At 32.9% G+C, this 16613-nt stretch carries 13 protein-coding genes; 2 read left to right on the forward strand and 11 right to left on the reverse strand.

Going from position 1 to position 16613, the window contains the following annotated elements:
• Positions 1–243 precede the first annotated feature (243 nt).
• A complete protein-coding gene (locus IEV63_RS08555; protein ID WP_188406387.1) occupies positions 244–1599 on the reverse strand; it encodes an NAD-dependent succinate-semialdehyde dehydrogenase in 1356 nt (451 codons plus the stop codon).
• A gap of 19 nt (positions 1600–1618) precedes the next feature.
• Positions 1619–2020: a DUF2452 domain-containing protein gene (locus IEV63_RS08560; RefSeq protein WP_188406388.1), complete on the reverse strand. Its 402-nt coding sequence runs from the start codon at positions 2018–2020 to the stop codon at positions 1619–1621.
• A gap of 144 nt (positions 2021–2164) precedes the next feature.
• Here IEV63_RS08560 and IEV63_RS08565 point away from each other — a divergent pair, with 144 nt between their 5' ends.
• Both IEV63_RS08565 and IEV63_RS08570 read left to right on the forward strand, forming a co-directional pair.
• On the forward strand, positions 2165–3946 hold the full coding sequence (locus tag IEV63_RS08565) for a DNA polymerase III subunit gamma/tau (protein ID WP_188406389.1): 1782 nt from the start codon (positions 2165–2167) through the stop codon (positions 3944–3946).
• 1 nt (position 3947) lies between these two features.
• On the forward strand, positions 3948–4529 hold the full coding sequence (locus tag IEV63_RS08570) for a MiaE family protein (RefSeq protein WP_188406390.1): 582 nt from the start codon (positions 3948–3950) through the stop codon (positions 4527–4529).
• A 546-nt stretch (positions 4530–5075) separates the two neighbouring features.
• On the opposite strand, the gene IEV63_RS08580 is transcribed toward IEV63_RS08570, so the two are convergent.
• The 9 genes from IEV63_RS08580 to mraY form a co-directional block, all read right to left on the reverse strand.
• On the reverse strand, positions 5076–5870 hold the full coding sequence (locus IEV63_RS08580; RefSeq protein WP_188406392.1) for a hypothetical protein: 795 nt from the start codon (positions 5868–5870) through the stop codon (positions 5076–5078).
• A gap of 393 nt (positions 5871–6263) precedes the next feature.
• A complete protein-coding gene (gene ftsZ / locus IEV63_RS08585) occupies positions 6264–8246 on the reverse strand; it encodes a cell division protein FtsZ (RefSeq protein WP_188406393.1) in 1983 nt (660 codons plus the stop codon).
• A 17-nt stretch (positions 8247–8263) separates the two neighbouring features.
• Positions 8264–9640 carry a cell division protein FtsA gene (gene ftsA / locus IEV63_RS08590; protein WP_188406487.1) on the reverse strand — a complete coding sequence of 459 codons (1377 nt, stop codon included), beginning with the start codon at positions 9638–9640 and terminating at the stop codon, positions 8264–8266.
• 13 nt (positions 9641–9653) lie between these two features.
• On the reverse strand, positions 9654–10370 hold the full coding sequence (locus IEV63_RS08595; protein ID WP_188406394.1) for a cell division protein FtsQ/DivIB: 717 nt from the start codon (positions 10368–10370) through the stop codon (positions 9654–9656).
• Positions 10351–11721, reverse strand: a complete 1371-nt coding sequence (gene murC / locus IEV63_RS08600) for a UDP-N-acetylmuramate--L-alanine ligase (protein WP_188406395.1) — start codon at positions 11719–11721, stop codon at positions 10351–10353. The genes IEV63_RS08595 and murC overlap by 20 nt, the downstream gene beginning before the upstream one ends.
• Entirely contained in the window at positions 11721–12815 is a 1095-nt protein-coding gene (murG, locus tag IEV63_RS08605; RefSeq protein ID WP_188406396.1) for an undecaprenyldiphospho-muramoylpentapeptide beta-N-acetylglucosaminyltransferase, read from the reverse strand. The genes murC and murG overlap by 1 nt, the downstream gene beginning before the upstream one ends.
• Entirely contained in the window at positions 12812–14044 is a 1233-nt protein-coding gene (locus tag IEV63_RS08610) for an FtsW/RodA/SpoVE family cell cycle protein (RefSeq protein WP_188406397.1), read from the reverse strand. The genes murG and IEV63_RS08610 overlap by 4 nt, the downstream gene beginning before the upstream one ends.
• A gap of 3 nt (positions 14045–14047) precedes the next feature.
• Positions 14048–15388 carry a UDP-N-acetylmuramoyl-L-alanine--D-glutamate ligase gene (gene murD / locus IEV63_RS08615; protein WP_188406398.1) on the reverse strand — a complete coding sequence of 447 codons (1341 nt, stop codon included), beginning with the start codon at positions 15386–15388 and terminating at the stop codon, positions 14048–14050.
• Complete coding sequence (gene mraY, locus IEV63_RS08620) at positions 15389–16612, reverse strand: phospho-N-acetylmuramoyl-pentapeptide-transferase (RefSeq protein ID WP_188406399.1); 1224 nt, start codon at positions 16610–16612, stop codon at positions 15389–15391.
• Between the last annotated feature and the right edge of the window lies 1 nt (position 16613).

Below are 16613 nucleotides of genomic sequence, written 5' to 3' on the forward strand. Positions count from 1 at the left end.
CAATTTTTAACCCGCAAATATAAGCATCCTATTTTTTTAAATCCTAGATTTTACAAACTGAATTTAATGGATTTTCAAAAGGGTTTTACACCTAAAAATTGATAATTTTTAAATTTAATAGGCTATGCTTCTAACAAAAGAACTGCTTGATGATTTTATAAAAAAATAATCTTAGATTGAGTATAAGGCTGGATGCTTTTTGTTTACAGTACAGAAGATTATTTTAATGAAAAAAGCTAAAAATTAAGTATTAAAATAAACTGTTTTACAATTGGCAAACTCCAACAAACCTTCTATTCCTAATTCTCGTCCGTAACCCGAATTTTGTGTACCTCCAAAGGCTAATCGCGGATCGCTTTTTACCAATGAGTTTACAAAAACAGCAGCATCTCTAAACTCAGGAATTATTTTTCGAGCAAACTCCAAATCTTTTGTAAATAAGGAAACACCAAGACCATATTTTTCATGATTTGCAAGTTGTATAGCTTCATTTGTACTTGTAAATTTTGCAATAGCCAATAAAGGCCCAAAAGTTTCTTCATTAAAAATAGGCATTTCTGGTAATGCATTTTCTACCAAAGTAGGTTCAAAAAAAGTTGATTTGCGTTTTCCGCCATAGCGAATTTTCGCTCCCATTTCAATAGATTTTTGCAATTGTTTCTCAAGGTTTTCTGCTAAATCTTCTCTTGCTAACACACTTATATAGGTGTCTTCACATAAAGGATTCCCTGTTTTTAATTGTTTTACTTTTTCTTCTAACAGCCTTAAAAATTCTTCATAAATAGCATTATGTACTAACAAACGTTTTCCAGCAATACAACTTTGACCTGTATTTTGAAAGCGAGCTTTTATACAGGTATTGGCAGTTTTTTCTAAATCTGCATCTTTAAATACGATTAAAGCATTACTACCTCCCAATTCTAAAACCGATTTTTTAATGTATTTTCCTGCTAAGCACGCAACCGCACTCCCAGCCTTGGTACTTCCGGTTAAAGTAACTCCGGTTACAAACGGATGACTTATTATGCTTTCTGTTTGTTTTTCTTTAATAATTAAATGTTGAAAAAAATACTTGGGTAAACCAGCTTCAGCAACTAAATTTTCTAGGTGTTGTGCAGACTGCAATACATTATCTGCATGTTTTAACAACACAGCATTACCTAACATAATTGCAGGAGCTAAGCAACGCATTACCTGCCAATACGGATAATTCCAAGGCATAATGGCTAATAAAACTCCAGAAGCTTCATAATGAATTTCACTTAAACTTGCGTCAGTGTCAATTTTTTTTGGTTTCAAAAATGTTTCTGCATGTTCAGCATAAAATCTACAAACCCAAGCACATTTTGTGATTTCAGCCTTAGCTTGCGAAATGGGTTTGGCCATTTCTAAGGTCATAGACTTCGCTAACTTTTCTTGGTCTCTCTCTAATAAATTTGCTAAATTTTGTAAAACAATACTTCGCTTACTAAAATTAAAAGTTTTATAATTTTCGAATGCTTCCTTGGCCAGATGAATCGAAGATTTTACTTGCGCATTACTGATGTACGTATACGAATTAAAAAAATCTTTGGTATATGGATTTTGTAACTGAATCATGAAGTTGAAATTTTAGAATTTAATCCTGCTTAACCCACATTTTATCTTCGTTTAAACGGAAGCTTCCTTTAAAATTAAAATTGCACTCATTCGGAGCAATAAGCGATAAAAATATTCCTTTTTTGGCATCTTCATATAAATGATAAATTTCTCCAACGATGGGCTCGAAATTATAGGTAGCGCTGTAAATTAAATTATTATACTCGTATTGCTGCATTAAAGCTTCGTATTCCTTTTTTAAAGCATCATATTTAGTTTGAATTTGATGATTTACCTTCTGAATGTTGTTGTTTTTCCAGGAAGTAACATCTGTAGGTGTAATTTTTGGTGCCCCAGTATTGGTGGCGTAGGGAAGCAAACTAGCATCGTATTTTTCTTCTTCTACATTATAGACTACTTGATCTGGTTTTTTCTTAGCCATCAATTTTTTTTCAAAAGTCTATAATTATAAGCGGTATCGCTTCTTCCTTAGAATAAATTTAAGTTTTGGAAGCATGAATTCAATTTTCTAAAAGTAAAATGAAATTACATTTTATGGTTTAGATGGCTAATGTATATTTGTAGCATGGAACATTTTGTAGTATCGGCAAGAAAATATAGACCTGAGAAATTTAAAGATGTGGTTGGACAACAAGCCATCACCAATACTTTAGACAAAGCAATTGAGCAAAACCACTTGGCACAAGCCTTGCTTTTTACGGGTCCGCGTGGAGTTGGCAAAACTTCTTGTGCTCGAATCCTGGCCAAAAAAATTAATCAAGATGATGCTACCGATGCTTCGACAGATTTTTCTTTCAATATATTTGAATTGGATGCTGCATCGAATAATTCGGTTGAAGATATTAGAAGCTTAACCGATCAGGTTCGCATTCCACCACAAACTGGAAAATATAAAGTATATATTATTGATGAAGTTCATATGCTTTCGCAGGCGGCATTTAATGCCTTTTTAAAGACTTTAGAAGAACCTCCAAAACATGCTATTTTTATTTTAGCAACTACCGAGAAGCATAAAATTATTCCTACTATTTTATCGCGTTGCCAAATATTCGATTTTAAGCGAATAACGGTAAACGATATTAAATTACATTTACACGAAATTGCTAGTAAAGAAGGTGTAAATGCGGAAGATGATGCCTTACATATTATTGCACAAAAAGCAGATGGTGCAATGCGTGATGCACTTTCTACCTACGATAGAGTTGTAAGTTTCTCAGGAAAAAACCTAACCCGTAAAGCGGTAACTGAAAATTTAAATGTATTAGATTATGACACGTTTTTTACAACGACCGATTTAATTCTGGGAAACAAAATCCCAGACGTATTGGTGTTTTTTAATGCTATATTGGCGCAAGGTTTCGATGGTCAACATTTTATTGGTGGCTTAGCCAACCATTTTAGGGATTTGTTGGTTTGTAAAAATGCAGCAACCATTCCATTATTAGAAGTTGGCGAAAACACAAAAGAAAAATACAAAATACAGTCTGAAAATACGGATTACCCTTTCTTAATGAAGGGAATCGATTTAGCAAATGCCTGTGATTTTGAATACAAAACTAGTTTAAATCAGCGTTTGCATGTAGAATTATGCCTAATGAAGTTAGCTTCAATTACAAACTCTACGCCTCTTGAAAAAAAAAAACTAGAACAACAAATTTTAAATCCTGAGCAAGTTGAAGCTACAAATAGTCCTTTAGAAAATTCGACTTTTAACAAGAACACTATTACGCCGGCTCAAGTAAAATCTACCCAAGAAGAGTCCTTGGCTACTAAGGTAAAAGAAGAAACTAGCAGCGATTCATCTTCAGCAAAAAACAAAGAAACTTATCTTGATAATGGCCTAAAAGAAGATGCTAAAACAGTTAAAGAAGCTACATCTGAAACTCTAAACCAACCTGTTTCTGGTCTTTCTTTAAGCGCTATAAAAAAGAAAAAACAATTATTGCAAGAACAAAAAAACAATCAAAAAGAAGAGATTGTTTTAAACGAAGAATTTACAAAAGAAGATTTTTTACAAGCCTGGCAGGACTACATAGCATTGCTAGAAAAAAAGGGGAATAAAATTTTACCTTCAACTTTAGCTACCGGTAATCCTGAATTAAAAGGGCTCAATATACATTTAACTTATCCGAACAACACTATGAAAGATAGTGTACTAAAAGCACAAAATAAGCTACTTAGTTTTTTAAAAGATAAGCTACAAAACACACATCTGGAGATTGTAATCGATATAAATTTTCAAGATGAAAAAAAATACGCTTATACACCAAGAGAAAAGTATAAGAAAATGCTAGAAAGCAATCCTGATTTAGAAAAATTGCGTAAAACATTCGACTTAGATATATAATATGTTAGGACTAAAACTTCCCACAGATCCAAGGTGGATAAATATTGCTGAAAAAAATATTGAAGAAATTTTAATCGATCATGCTCATTGCGAGCAAAAAGCAGCTTCTACAGCTATTTCTTTAATTGTTAGTTTTCCAGAATACACTGAGTTGGTAAATGAAATGACTGATTTAGTGCAAGAAGAAATGAGCCATTTTAAAATGGTGCACGATTTATTACGAGAAAAAAGAATTCCTTTAGGACGCGATCGTAAAGACGAATATGTAATACAACTGCTTAAATATTTTCCAAAAGGTGGAAGCAGAACAGATCAACTTACACATCGCTTAATGTACGCTGCCTTAATTGAAGCTAGAAGCTGCGAACGTTTTAGGTTGCTATCTGAAAATTTAAAAGACATAAAATTAGCTCGTTTTTACAGAAAATTAATGATTAGTGAAGCTGGTCACTACACCTTATTTTTGAAATTGGCAAGACAATACGGAGATGAAGAAGTAGTTAATAAAAAATGGAAGTTACTACTTGATTTTGAAGCAGATATTATGAAAAATTTGAGTAAAAAAGAGAGCATTCACGGATAAAACAATCTAACACCTATTTAAATATTCAATGTAATAAGTACATGGAAAGAAGATTTTAATATCCATATAATTAAATAAAAAACCCTCGTAACGAATATTTACAAGGGTTTTAGCTTTAAATTTGAGTTATTTTACTCACTCACCCAGCTCATTAATCTGTTTTTGAAAAACTCGTACTTTACTAGAAAGAACATAAAAGTGATCATCGCTACAAAGTAGAAAATTAAGATACCGGCTAAGGTAAATAAGTACAATTCTACGCCAAATAGCTCAAAAATATGTATTGACAAGAACACTATCAAAGAGCCAATGTGAAAAGCTTTTAACTGTTTTTTCAATGAAGTTTTAAAAACACCAGACAGGAAGTTCCAAGGCATAAGTTCGTTGCTAATTTCAATTTTATTTGCTCTGAAATTGACGATTACATCTATATTGAAATCGAGCTTGACTCTAAGTTGGTTTTTATTCTCAATGTACTTGTAATTGAAAAGCTGTAAATTGGTTATGATTTTTTCTTTTTTATGAGTCATATTTTAAATTTTTAGCTTAAATGCAATCACCACCATTCTGGATTTGCATTTCTTCTACTACACCAGACATTAATTGTGAACCAACTGCACCACCTATTATTGCTCCTAAACCAGGCGCAACTGTAAAGCCAAGCATGCCACCGAAAATACCGCCAGCTGCATCAGCGAATCTGACTTGATGTCTAGGATTACAGCCCCAAAACTTGCTATTAATTGAATCATTTTTTTTGTTATTCCAAAATTTATCTGAAGCGATTAATATAGAGATAAACATATCCATATTTTCTTCATCTTTTAAAGTTAAATTATTTTCAGCTCTAAGTATTTCAATTTCTGTAATTGCATCATTAACAGAAGGGTTATTTTTAATAAATTTTTCCAATAATATAGACAACTTTACAGAAATATCCCCTTGATTTCTAAATTTATTATTCAATTCCAGCATTGTTTCTTTGTAATCAAATTCGTTTTTGTCTTTTTTATCAAAGAGTTCTTCTGTAACTTTTATTACGAGACTCAATTCAGCATCTTCAAAATATTCTGGATATAATACTTTATTGATATTTAAAAGTTCTTCCGCGAATATATTTAAATTATTAGGTATTATTTCTTGTGTTCTATTTTCATAATAATATTCTAATCCAGAATTGTGTATTTCTCCCATATCAGCGTCACCATAACTATATAAAAGACTTTTAGGTTCAACATCGTTATTTTCATTTTGAAACGAAGGGTCTTTTGTACAAGAAATAGACATTATTAAACTCATAATTAAAATTAAAGGTATTGTATTATTTTTTAAAATTTTCATTATATAAATTTTTTGCTCTTTAAAATAGAGCATTGAACATTATTTTTGGATAAATTTTTCAGATTGATATTTGAAAAGTTTAATGCCGAGCTAAGTAAAAAGCTTACAACGTAAATACTGAAAAATCCAGTAGCGCTGTGTGTGTGTGAATCTTTTTGTTTTGTCTAAATTTCATTTTACTAACATACAAATAATATTTCTTTCTCCTTTGCAGATTTTCTGCAATTAATATTTAGCTTTATCTACTCTATTACAATGACTTACAGCATTTTAACAAAAACTGATATCAGGTATTTTTAAGTTATAAAGGCAAATTTTGAGTTTCATCACAAAAAAAAAGCCGCTTAAACTGAGTTGTTTAAAACGGCTTTTTATACGTAATTAGGATATTAATTAATCTACATTATCATGTAAAAAAGAATTGTTTGAGCGGAAATTGATATCACCGTTTTCGTCGCTATGCAAAGAAGTACGCGAAATTTTAGTTTCACCGATTTTACGAGAATTATCTAACTCAACTCCTGCCCTTTTATATGCAGGTTGTTTTTCAATTTCATCTACACTTTGGTTATTTCTAAATTTATAATTGAACATCTTCATCTTTGCTTTTCGTTCTGCAGCACGTGCTGATAAGTCTTTTATAGAAGCATTCATCGGATCTATATCTTCATTTTTTGAAGGGCTAGATTCAGTTTGCTTAGGCGTTTCAACTCGGGTTTGAAAGTTAAAAGACTCATCTTCCTGGGTTTCTGGTTGAGATACTTTTTTAGATTCACTTTTAGGGGCTTCGTCTTCTAATTCACCTAAGTCGTAGCGTCTAATAGCAGATGATGAACTTTCCTGATTTTGTAAAGCGTTTGTTTGAACAGCAGAAGATAAATCTTCTTCATCTTTTACTTCTAGATCAAATAAATTTTTCACTTCATCTTCTAATTGAAATAACTTTTTGTTTTCTTGTGAAGAATCTCTTTCAACAGAATTTGAATTTTGATTTGGCTTTAAAGGAAAGTCAAATGTTAAAGGTAGTACTTGTATGTTTTCTTCAGTTTGTTGAACTGATTTATTCTCTACCTCATTAATTTCGAAATCTTCTGCTTCAAAATTTAATTCTTCAGTCTCCACTTCAATCGATTTAATGGCTTCTGTAGTAGCGATTAGCTGTTCTTTGTTTTCTTCTTCCACAACACCAAACTCAGCCGTTGTATCATCGCTTTCTTCGCTTTCTAGCGTATGTACTATTCTAGATGTTGTGTTTTGTGCTTTTGTAGACTCATCATCTAAAGGTGGAGTTAAAGTCTTAGTCTTCAACTTGCGTTCAACTTTTTGATCTTCGTCTAAAGTATGTATTATTTTTTTAGTTTCTGTATTTACAATAGCGTCTTGTTGTTCGGTATCAAAACCAGTGGCAATAATGGTAACCGAAATTGAATCGTCTAAGCTTTCGTCTTCTCCTACACCCATAATAATGTTAGCAGAATTACCAGCTTCTTCTTGTATATGATCGTTAATTTCTCCAATTTCATCTAAGGTAATTTCATCGGTTCCTGATACAATTAAGAGCAATACATTTTGTGCACCACTAATTTTGTTATCGTTAAGCAATGGTGAATCTAGTGCTTTTTCGATAGCTATTTTAGAACGGTTTGAGCCTGAAGCCACTGCCGAACCCATAATAGCAGTTCCGCTATTACTTAGTACGGTTTTAGCATCTTTTAAATCGATGTTTTGTGTATAGTGGTGTGTTATTACTTCTGCAATACCACGCGATGCAGTTGCTAAAACTTCATCTGCCTTAGAAAAACCAGCTTTAAAACCAAGGTTTCCGTAAACTTCACGTAATTTATTATTATTAATTACAATAAGTGAATCAACTTCCTTACGCAATTTTTCAACACCGATTTGGGCTTGTTCGTTTCTAGTTTTACCTTCAAACTGAAAAGGGCTTGTTACAATACCAACGGTTAAAATATCCATATCTTTGGCTTGTTTGGCGATAACAGGTGCTGCACCAGTTCCTGTTCCTCCACCCATTCCTGCAGTAATAAACACCATTTTAGTATTGGTGCTTAATAGGTTTTTTAAATCGTCAAAACTTTCTAAGGCAGCCTGTTCTCCTACTTCAGGATTTGCGCCAGCGCCCAAACCTTCGGTTAAATTAACTCCTAATTGAATTTTAGTTGGCACGGGACTATTTTCTAGCGCTTGCGAATCGGTATTACAAACTACAAAATCTACCCCTTTTATTCCTTGACGAAACATATGGTTTATTGCATTTGAACCGCCGCCACCAACGCCAATTACTTTAATTACGTTGGATTGGTTTTTTGGTAAATCGAATGCAATGCTATCGAAGTCGTTTTGATCCTTGTTACCCATAATTACTTATTTTAAATTTATTCTGCTTTATCTAATATATCTTTTAATTTCTCTACAAACCGATCGAAAAAACTTTGTCTTGGACCTGTTGAGCCCTTGCCATTTTGCTGTGTAGCATCTTCGTTGAGTTGTTCAGTTTGTTTATTTTCGGTAGATGTTTCATCTGTCTTTGAAACTTCTACTTGTCTATTTTCAGTAGAATTATCTTCTTGTTCTTCTTCATTTTCTTGCTCCTGATTGCTTATGGATTTCATTAATAAACCAACAGCGGTTGCAAAAATAGGACTCGTTGTTTCGCGTTCGGTGTCTCCTGCTAAATGTTCGTTTGGAAAACCAATACGCGTATCCATTCCGGTAATATATTCTACTAATTGCTTAAGGTGTTTTAATTGTGCGCCACCTCCTGTAATTACAATACCAGCAATCAATTTTTTGCGTTGTTCTTCGTGACCGTAGTTTTTAATTTCTAAAAAAGCTTGTTCAATAATTTCAACTGCACGGTAATGAATAATTTTGGATAAATTTTTTAATGAAATCTCTTTAGGTTCTCTACCGCGAAGTCCAGGAATAGAAACAATCTCGTTTTCTTTATTTTCTCCTGGCCATGCAGAACCAAACTTTACTTTTAACAATTCGGCTTGTTTCTCGATAATGGAGCATCCATCTTTTATGTCTTCAGTAATAACATTTCCTCCGAATGGAATTACAGCGGTATGGCGAATAATTCCATCTTTAAAAATCGCTAAATCTGTTGTTCCACCTCCAATATCGATTAAAGCGACACCTGCTTCTTTTTCTTCTTGACTTAAAACAGCGTTAGCAGATGCTAAAGGTTCTAAGTTTACGCCGCCTAATTCTAAGCCAGAATTAGTTACGCAACGTACAATGTTTCTAATTGACGAAATTTGTCCGACAACTACATGAAAATTAGCTTCAAGTCTTGCTCCGTGCATACCGATAGGTTGAGTAATTTCGGCTTGACCATCTACTTTGTATTCTTGGGGTAATACATGAATAATTTCTTCTCCAGGTAGCATTACTAGTTTATGCACTTGGTCGCATAGTTCTACGATGTCTTTTTCTTCAATTACTTCATCAAAATTTTGACGGGTAATGTAGTCACTATGTTGTAAGCTACGTATATGTTGTCCTGCAATACCCACCATTACTTTTTTAACATCAATACCTGCGTCTGTTTCAGCTTCTTTAATAGCTTGTTGGATAGATTGTATAGTTTGGGTAATATTATTTACAACACCGCGATGTACGCCTAAACTTTTAGATTTTCCAATACCGAGTATTTCAACTTTTCCATACTCATTTTTACGCCCAATCATGGCCACAATTTTTGTGGTTCCGATGTCTAAGCCTACTGCAATTTTTTCATTTTCCATGTTACTCAAAATATTACTTTTTGGTACAGACAACTTGTTTCCCAAATTGTAAATCTACATTCATATAATCCTTTAACCTTCCATCTTTTTTTGCTTTAGCAAAAAAAGCTTTGAAGTTAGCGAGCTTTAGTTCGATGTTATTTAAATCACCAAAATCTATTTTAAAATCGGCATCTCTTATTTCAACATATAATTCTCCCAAACCATTTTTATGTATTGAAGTAATTTGTTGTTGCAAAAATGAGTCTTGATGTATAGCCTTAGCTAATTTAAAGAGCTGTATTGCTTCTTTAGAATCGAATCCAAAGGCAATAGGAACTCTAGCTGAATAATGGGATGAAGTTGGCATAATTAAGCCATCTTCGTCGATATACTGAAAACCGCCGTCTAAAAATCGAAGTATGGGTTTGCGTTGTTCAATTTCAGCACCCAAAATTCCATCTACTGTTAAATAGACTTGCGCATTTTTAATCATATCGTTGGTTTCCAAATTATTTTCCAAAACTTTCAAATCTACGTTTTCTTTTGTTAAATTTTGAAAGGTCTCATCACTTTGTATTAACAATTTATAAACATCATTTTCTTGTATATAGAATTCAGCAACTTCTGCAAATTGAATATCTACGGACTTTACTTTTTTTAGTTGATTTCTTTGATTAGCAAAACCATATAAAAAAAGCAAACTAGCTACTAAGGCTATAAATAATATGTTATTCCAATTCCATTTCATACTTGAAATAGCTTTTAATTTTTTGTGCTTCTACGCCTATATCTCCGGCTCCTAGTAATAAAACAACAGAGCAAGTTGTATCTTTAATGCTGCTTAGCATTTCGGTTTTTTCAATTATTTTTACGGGTTTATTTTGTATTTTATTTGCTAAAAAAGCTGCATTAATTCCTTCGATTGGTTCTTCTCTAGCTGGGTAAATTTCAAGTATACAAATTTCATCAAAAAGCATTAAACTTTGGGCAAAATCTTCAGCAAATTTTTGAGTTCTACTAAATAGGTGTGGCTGAAAGATAAGCATCAGGTTTTCATTGGGATGCATTTCTTGAGCGGCCTGATGAGCAGCAGCAATTTCGGTTGGATGATGTGCATAATCATCTACGATACTTAATTTTTCTTCGTTTAAAAGATAATTAAATCTTCGTTGTACACCTTTAAAAGTTGCTAAAGAAGCTGCAAAACTTTCAATTTTTTCAGGTTGATAATATGCAGCCAATGCAATAGCAGAAATAGCATTAAATAAGTTATGCTTCCCAGGTAATGTAAGTTGTATATTAGTTAGCGTATTATACCTAGTAACTAAATCGAAAAAATAACTACCGCTTCGAACTCGAATATTTTTTGCATAAATAGAGTCTGTACTCATAAAACCAATCTTTTCGCCTTTTAGACTTAATTCGCTTGCTACAAATACCTTTTTAGTTACTTGTTTTGCAAATGCATTAAAATTTTCTAGCAAAACATCTGCAGTACCATAAATTTCTAGGTGGTCTGCATCTGTAGAAGTAATTACAGCCACTGTTGGATGCAATTGTAAAAATGAACGGTCAAACTCATCGGCTTCTACTACAAAAACATCTTCTCCTGTAGAAATATAATTGGTTTGCTCTTCGTTTAAAATACCACCTAAAAAGGCAGTTACACCCACTCCATTTTCCTTTAAAATGTGCGTTAAAATTGAAGTAGTTGTTGTTTTTCCATGTGTTCCTGCAACTGCTAAACAAAATTTATTATGCGTTAACTTACCTAATAATTCGGCACGTTTAATGGTAAATAATTCTGTTTGAAGCATAAACTTCCAAAGTTTGGATTGTTTGGAAATTGCGGGGGTAAAAACAATTGCAGTTGTTTTGTGATGTAATTTTTGAAGCTGTGCTATTGTTTTTTCTTCTTCAAATTGAATTTGAATGCCTTCTTCTTGAAGTTTTTGTGTTAAAGCAGAAGCTGTTCGGTCGTAACCTAAAACTTGTTTTTGTTTTTGATGAAAGTAGCGTGCTAATGCACTCATACCAATACCACCGATGCCTACAAAAAAGTAAGTTTCGATAGTTTGTATGTGGGTTAAGGCTTTCATTAATATTGTGCAATAATTTTTTCAACTTCATCTACAATAGCAGATGTAGCTTCAGGTTTGGCTAATTTTTTAATATTATTAGCTAAGCTGTTTTGTTTTTGTTCATTTTTTAAAATATCCAAAAATTGAGTTTGAAATTCTTTTTCTAAATTTTTTTCTGCAATACTTATAGCTGCATTTTGCTCTTCAATAGCATGGGCATTTTTAGTTTGATGATCTTCTGCAACATTGGGCGATGGAATAAAGATAACTGGCTTAGCTACCACGCATAATTCACTTACTGAACCTGCGCCAGCACGAGAAATAATAAAATCGGCAGCGGTGTAGGCTTCATTCATTTTCTGAATAAATTCAACCACACAAACAGATTCTGAATTTAGATTTTGATAGGTTTCAAAATAAAACTTACCCGTTTGCCATAATACCTGAACATCATTTTTCTTGAAGAAATTTAAATTTGCAGAAACTAATTCGTTAATGCGTTTTGAGCCAAGGCTACCTCCAATTACTAAAAGTACTTTTTGAGTTGAATTAAAATTGAATATTTTTTTAGCATCAGATGCATTTCCACTTAATTGAAGCACATCTCTTCGAATTGGGTTACCTGTAAATATAATTTTTTCTTTTGGAAAGTAGCGCTCCATATTGGGGTAAGCAACACAAATGGCATTGACCTTTTGGGCAACCCATTTATTGGTTATTCCTGCATAGGAGTTTTGCTCTTGTATTAAACTAGGAATTCCTTTTTGCGTAGCGGCTTTAAGCAAAGGCCCGCTTGCAAAACCACCCGTTCCAATTGCAATGTCGGGTTTAAATTGTGAGATTATCTTTCTAGCCTTAAGTAGGCTACTTATTAGCTTAATAGGAAAAAGCAGATTAGATAAAGTTAATTTACGTTGAATACCAGCAATCCAAAGGCCTATAATTTTAAATCCAGCTTGTGGTACTTTTTGCATTTCCATTCGGTTATTTGCTCCAACAAATAAAATTTCTGAGTCAGGATATCTGTGCATAATTTCTTGAGCTATTGCTATAGCTGGAAAAATATGACCACCAGTGCCTCCACCAGATAAAATGACTTTTAATTTTTTCATACCGTTTCGCTCATAATTTCTAATGGATTTTCGGCTTCTTCATCAATATTTTGAATTCTTTCTTTCAAAATTTCGTTTTCTCTATTGGCTTTAACGCTTTGTAAGATTCCTAAGGAAATACAGGTCATCCAGATGGAAGTCCCACCGCTACTAATTAAGGGTAAAGTTTGCCCTGTTACAGGAAAAACTTGTACAGCAACACCCATATTTATAAATGCTTGAAAAACAAAAGGCAAACCAACTGCCAAAACTAATAGTTGGGCAAATTCATTTTCAGATTTAGTAATTATAATTGCAATTCTTCCTAATATAATTAAATAGCAAATAATTACAGCAAAACCGCCAATTAAACCCATTTCTTCAACAATAATGGCATAGATAAAATCTGAAGAAGATTGCGGTAAAAAGTTGCGCTGTATGCTTTTACCTATTCCACTTCCAGTAACACCGCCACTGGCAATTGCTATTTTAGCTTTTGTAATTTGATACTGCTCTTCTATATTTTCATTGCTGGAAAAATTTTCAACTCTACTTATCCAAGTATCTACTCGGTTAGGAAACAAACCAGGGAAAGCTTTTGCAGTTAAACCAAATACCAATACAAAAACTAAAGCTGTACCAATTACAATTCCTATATATTTTAAAGGATAACCTCCTAAAAAACAAAGTAAAATAGTAAGACCAAATAACATGGCTGCAGTTGAAAAATTTGCTGGAAAGATTAATCCGATAACAGCAAAAACTGGTAACCATAGGGGTAATAAACTTTGTTTAAATGTAATATTTAGGTCTTTAATTTTGGCTAAGTAGCGGGCTACATAAACCAACAAGACTACCAATGCTAAACTAGAAGTTTGAAAAGACATATTAACAATAGGTACGCGAATCCAACGGCTTGCATTGGCACCACCCATGGTATTTCCTTGCAATAAGGTAAAAAGCAATAAGACCACCACAAAAGGAAGTAATAGAGCAGATAAACCACGAAAATATCGATATGGGATTTTATGAGTTGCATACATCAGCAAAAAGCCGATAAATATATGTACAAAATGCTTTACTAAATAGGCAAAAGTACTGCCACTACCACCATTTAAGTAGGCTAAATTACTACTCGCGGTATAAACAGGAATAAAAGAAAATAACGCCATAAGGGCAACTACAGCCCAAATAGTTTTATCTCCTTGTAAAGAAGCAAAAAATCGTTTTATGTTCGATTCGTTTTGCATTATTTATATTAATTTTCTAACAGCATCTTTAAATTGTCTTCCTCGATCTTCATAATTTTCGAATAAATCGAAACTGGCACAAGCTGGAGAAAGTAATACTTGGTCGTTATCTTCTGCTAAATGCATAGCCATGGCAACCGCTTCTTGCATAGATGTAGTTTCAAAAAGCTCGTCTACTACATTTCCATAAGCTTCAATAATTCTTGAATTATCTACACCTAAGCAGATAATACTTTTTACTTTTTCGTTTACTAAAGGCAACAACTCATGGTAGTCGTTTCCTTTATCAACTCCACCTAAAATCCAAATTGTTGGATGTTTCATACTATCTAAAGCATAATAAGTAGCATTGATGTTGGTTGCTTTAGAGTCGTTAATGAAGCTAACTTTATTCACCGTTTTTACATTTTCTAAGCGATGCTCAACTCCTTGAAAGCTTTCCATACTTTCCCGAATGGTGTCTTTTCTAATTTTTAATAATTTTGCTACTGCAGAACTTGCCATCGCATTTTTGGCATTGTGTTCGCCTTGTACGTTTAAGTGGTCTAAAGACATACTAAATATTTTATTATTGATGTTTATTTCTAATTTATTTTCTTTTTTACAAATACTATTTTCATGTAAAATTGGATGAATTGACATGGGGATTTGCTGCGCTATAATTTTGTTTTTTTGAAGCCAGTTGGTTATTGAACTTTCGTCGGCATTATAAATTAAATAATCTTTATTAGTTTGATTTTTGGTAATTCGGAATTTAGCTTCAACATAGTTTTTAAATTCGTAATTGTACCGGTCCAAATGATCTGGAGTAATACTAGTAATAATAGCAATGTGTGGTTTAAAAGTTTTAATTCCATCTAGTTGAAAGCTACTCAGTTCTAATACATAAATTTCTTTAGGATTAGTGGCTACTTGGTAAGCAAAACTATCGCCTACATTTCCGGCCATACTTACCGATAAGCCCGCATTTTTTAAAATATGATAAATCATATTGGTTACGGTAGTTTTACCATTACTGCCTGTTATTCCTATTAAAGTAGCTTGTGTAAATGCATACGCAAACTCAATTTCAGAAATTACATCAATTCCTTTTTTTATTGCTTTTTGAACCAATTCAGCCTCGTCTGGAATCCCTGGACTTTTTATAATAGTTGAAGCCGATAAAATTTCAGCTTCACTATGTTTACCTTCTTCCCAATTAACATTATGCGTATTTAAAATTGCTTTATATTTAGGTTTTATGCTAGATTTGTCTGATAAGAAAACGGCATAGCCTTGCTGTTTTGCTAAAACAGCAGCGCCTACTCCACTTTCTCCTCCACCTAAAATACTCAGCTTTTGCATTTATCTAATTTTTAAAGTGACGATGGTCATTACGGCTAATAATATTCCTATAATCCAAAACCGAACTACGATTTTGCTTTCGTGCAATCCTTTTTTTTGATAATGATGATGTAAAGGCGACATTAAGAAAATACGTCGTCCTTCGCCAAATTTCTTCTTGGTATATTTAAACCAACTTACTTGTAAAACCACTGATAAATTTTCGATTAAGAAAATACCACATAATAGCGGTATTAATAGTTCTTTTCGTGTTGCAATGGCTATTACGGCAATCACTCCACCAATGGTTAAACTACCCGTATCGCCCATAAAAACTTGAGCTGGATAGGTATTGTACCATAAAAACCCTACTAAAGCTCCGGCAAAGGCAGTAATAAAAATTGTGGCTTCACCAACTCGTGGAATATTCATTACATTGAGGTAATTCGAAAAAATAAAATTTCCTGAAACCCATGCAAAAATACCAAGTGTTAAAACAATAATTGCCGAACTCCCCGCAGCTAAACCATCAATTCCATCGGTTAAATTAGCTCCATTCGAAACAGCTGTTACAATAAAAATAACGATAGGTATAAAAATTAACCAAGCATATTTTTCTAGTTTTGGACTAATCCAAGTTATTAATTTTGAATAATCCAACTCGTTTCCTTTTACAAACGGAATATTAGTTTTGGTTGATTTTTGTTCGGGTCCAGAAATACGCTGCATTTGTTCAGTTTCGTTATCCATTTGCATGGCGTAAGTTTCTTTGACCGTTATGTCTTGATGAAAAAACATAGTTGCACCAACAATAATTCCTAAGCCAACTTGACCAATAACTTTAAACTTCCCTTTTAAACCATCTTTATTTTTTTTGAAGGTTTTAATGTAATCGTCCAAAAAACCAATACTTCCCATCCAAAGAGTAGTGATGATAAGCAGTATAATGTAAATATTATCTAATTTAGCAAATAGCAAAACAGGAATTAATGTTGAAAAAATAATAATTAAGCCACCCATGGTTGGTGTTCCTGCTTTTTCTTTTTGGCCTTCTAAGCCTAAATCGCGTACACTTTCGCCAACTTGCTTAGCCAGAAGAATCCGAATTATTTTTTTCCCAAAAATGGTAGAGATAAGCAATGAAGTTATAATCGCAGCTGCTGCTCTAAAGGAGATAAAATTGAATAATCCAGCTCCTGGAAAATCGTAATGTGTGGCTAAATATTCAAAAAGGTAATACAGCATA

Origin of the sequence: Psychroflexus salis (genome assembly GCF_014640175.1) — a bacterium.
GTDB lineage: Bacteria > Bacteroidota > Bacteroidia > Flavobacteriales > Flavobacteriaceae > Psychroflexus > Psychroflexus salis.

Coding starts and splice junctions, on each gene's coding strand:
- IEV63_RS08555 (WP_188406387.1), bottom strand. CDS start 1,599: ATGATTCAGTTACAAAATCCATATACCAAAGATTTTTTTAATTCGTAT.
- IEV63_RS08560 (WP_188406388.1), bottom strand. CDS start 2,020: ATGGCTAAGAAAAAACCAGATCAAGTAGTCTATAATGTAGAAGAAGAA.
- IEV63_RS08565 (WP_188406389.1), top strand. CDS start 2,165: ATGGAACATTTTGTAGTATCGGCAAGAAAATATAGACCTGAGAAATTT.
- IEV63_RS08570 (WP_188406390.1), top strand. CDS start 3,948: ATGTTAGGACTAAAACTTCCCACAGATCCAAGGTGGATAAATATTGCT.
- IEV63_RS08580 (WP_188406392.1), bottom strand. CDS start 5,870: ATGAAAATTTTAAAAAATAATACAATACCTTTAATTTTAATTATGAGT.
- ftsZ (WP_188406393.1), bottom strand. CDS start 8,246: ATGGGTAACAAGGATCAAAACGACTTCGATAGCATTGCATTCGATTTA.
- ftsA (WP_188406487.1), bottom strand. CDS start 9,640: ATGGAAAATGAAAAAATTGCAGTAGGCTTAGACATCGGAACCACAAAA.
- IEV63_RS08595 (WP_188406394.1), bottom strand. CDS start 10,370: ATGAAATGGAATTGGAATAACATATTATTTATAGCCTTAGTAGCTAGT.
- murC (WP_188406395.1), bottom strand. CDS start 11,721: ATGAAAGCCTTAACCCACATACAAACTATCGAAACTTACTTTTTTGTA.
- murG (WP_188406396.1), bottom strand. CDS start 12,815: ATGAAAAAATTAAAAGTCATTTTATCTGGTGGAGGCACTGGTGGTCAT.
- IEV63_RS08610 (WP_188406397.1), bottom strand. CDS start 14,044: ATGCAAAACGAATCGAACATAAAACGATTTTTTGCTTCTTTACAAGGA.
- murD (WP_188406398.1), bottom strand. CDS start 15,388: ATGCAAAAGCTGAGTATTTTAGGTGGAGGAGAAAGTGGAGTAGGCGCT.
- mraY (WP_188406399.1), bottom strand. CDS start 16,612: ATGCTGTATTACCTTTTTGAATATTTAGCCACACATTACGATTTTCCA.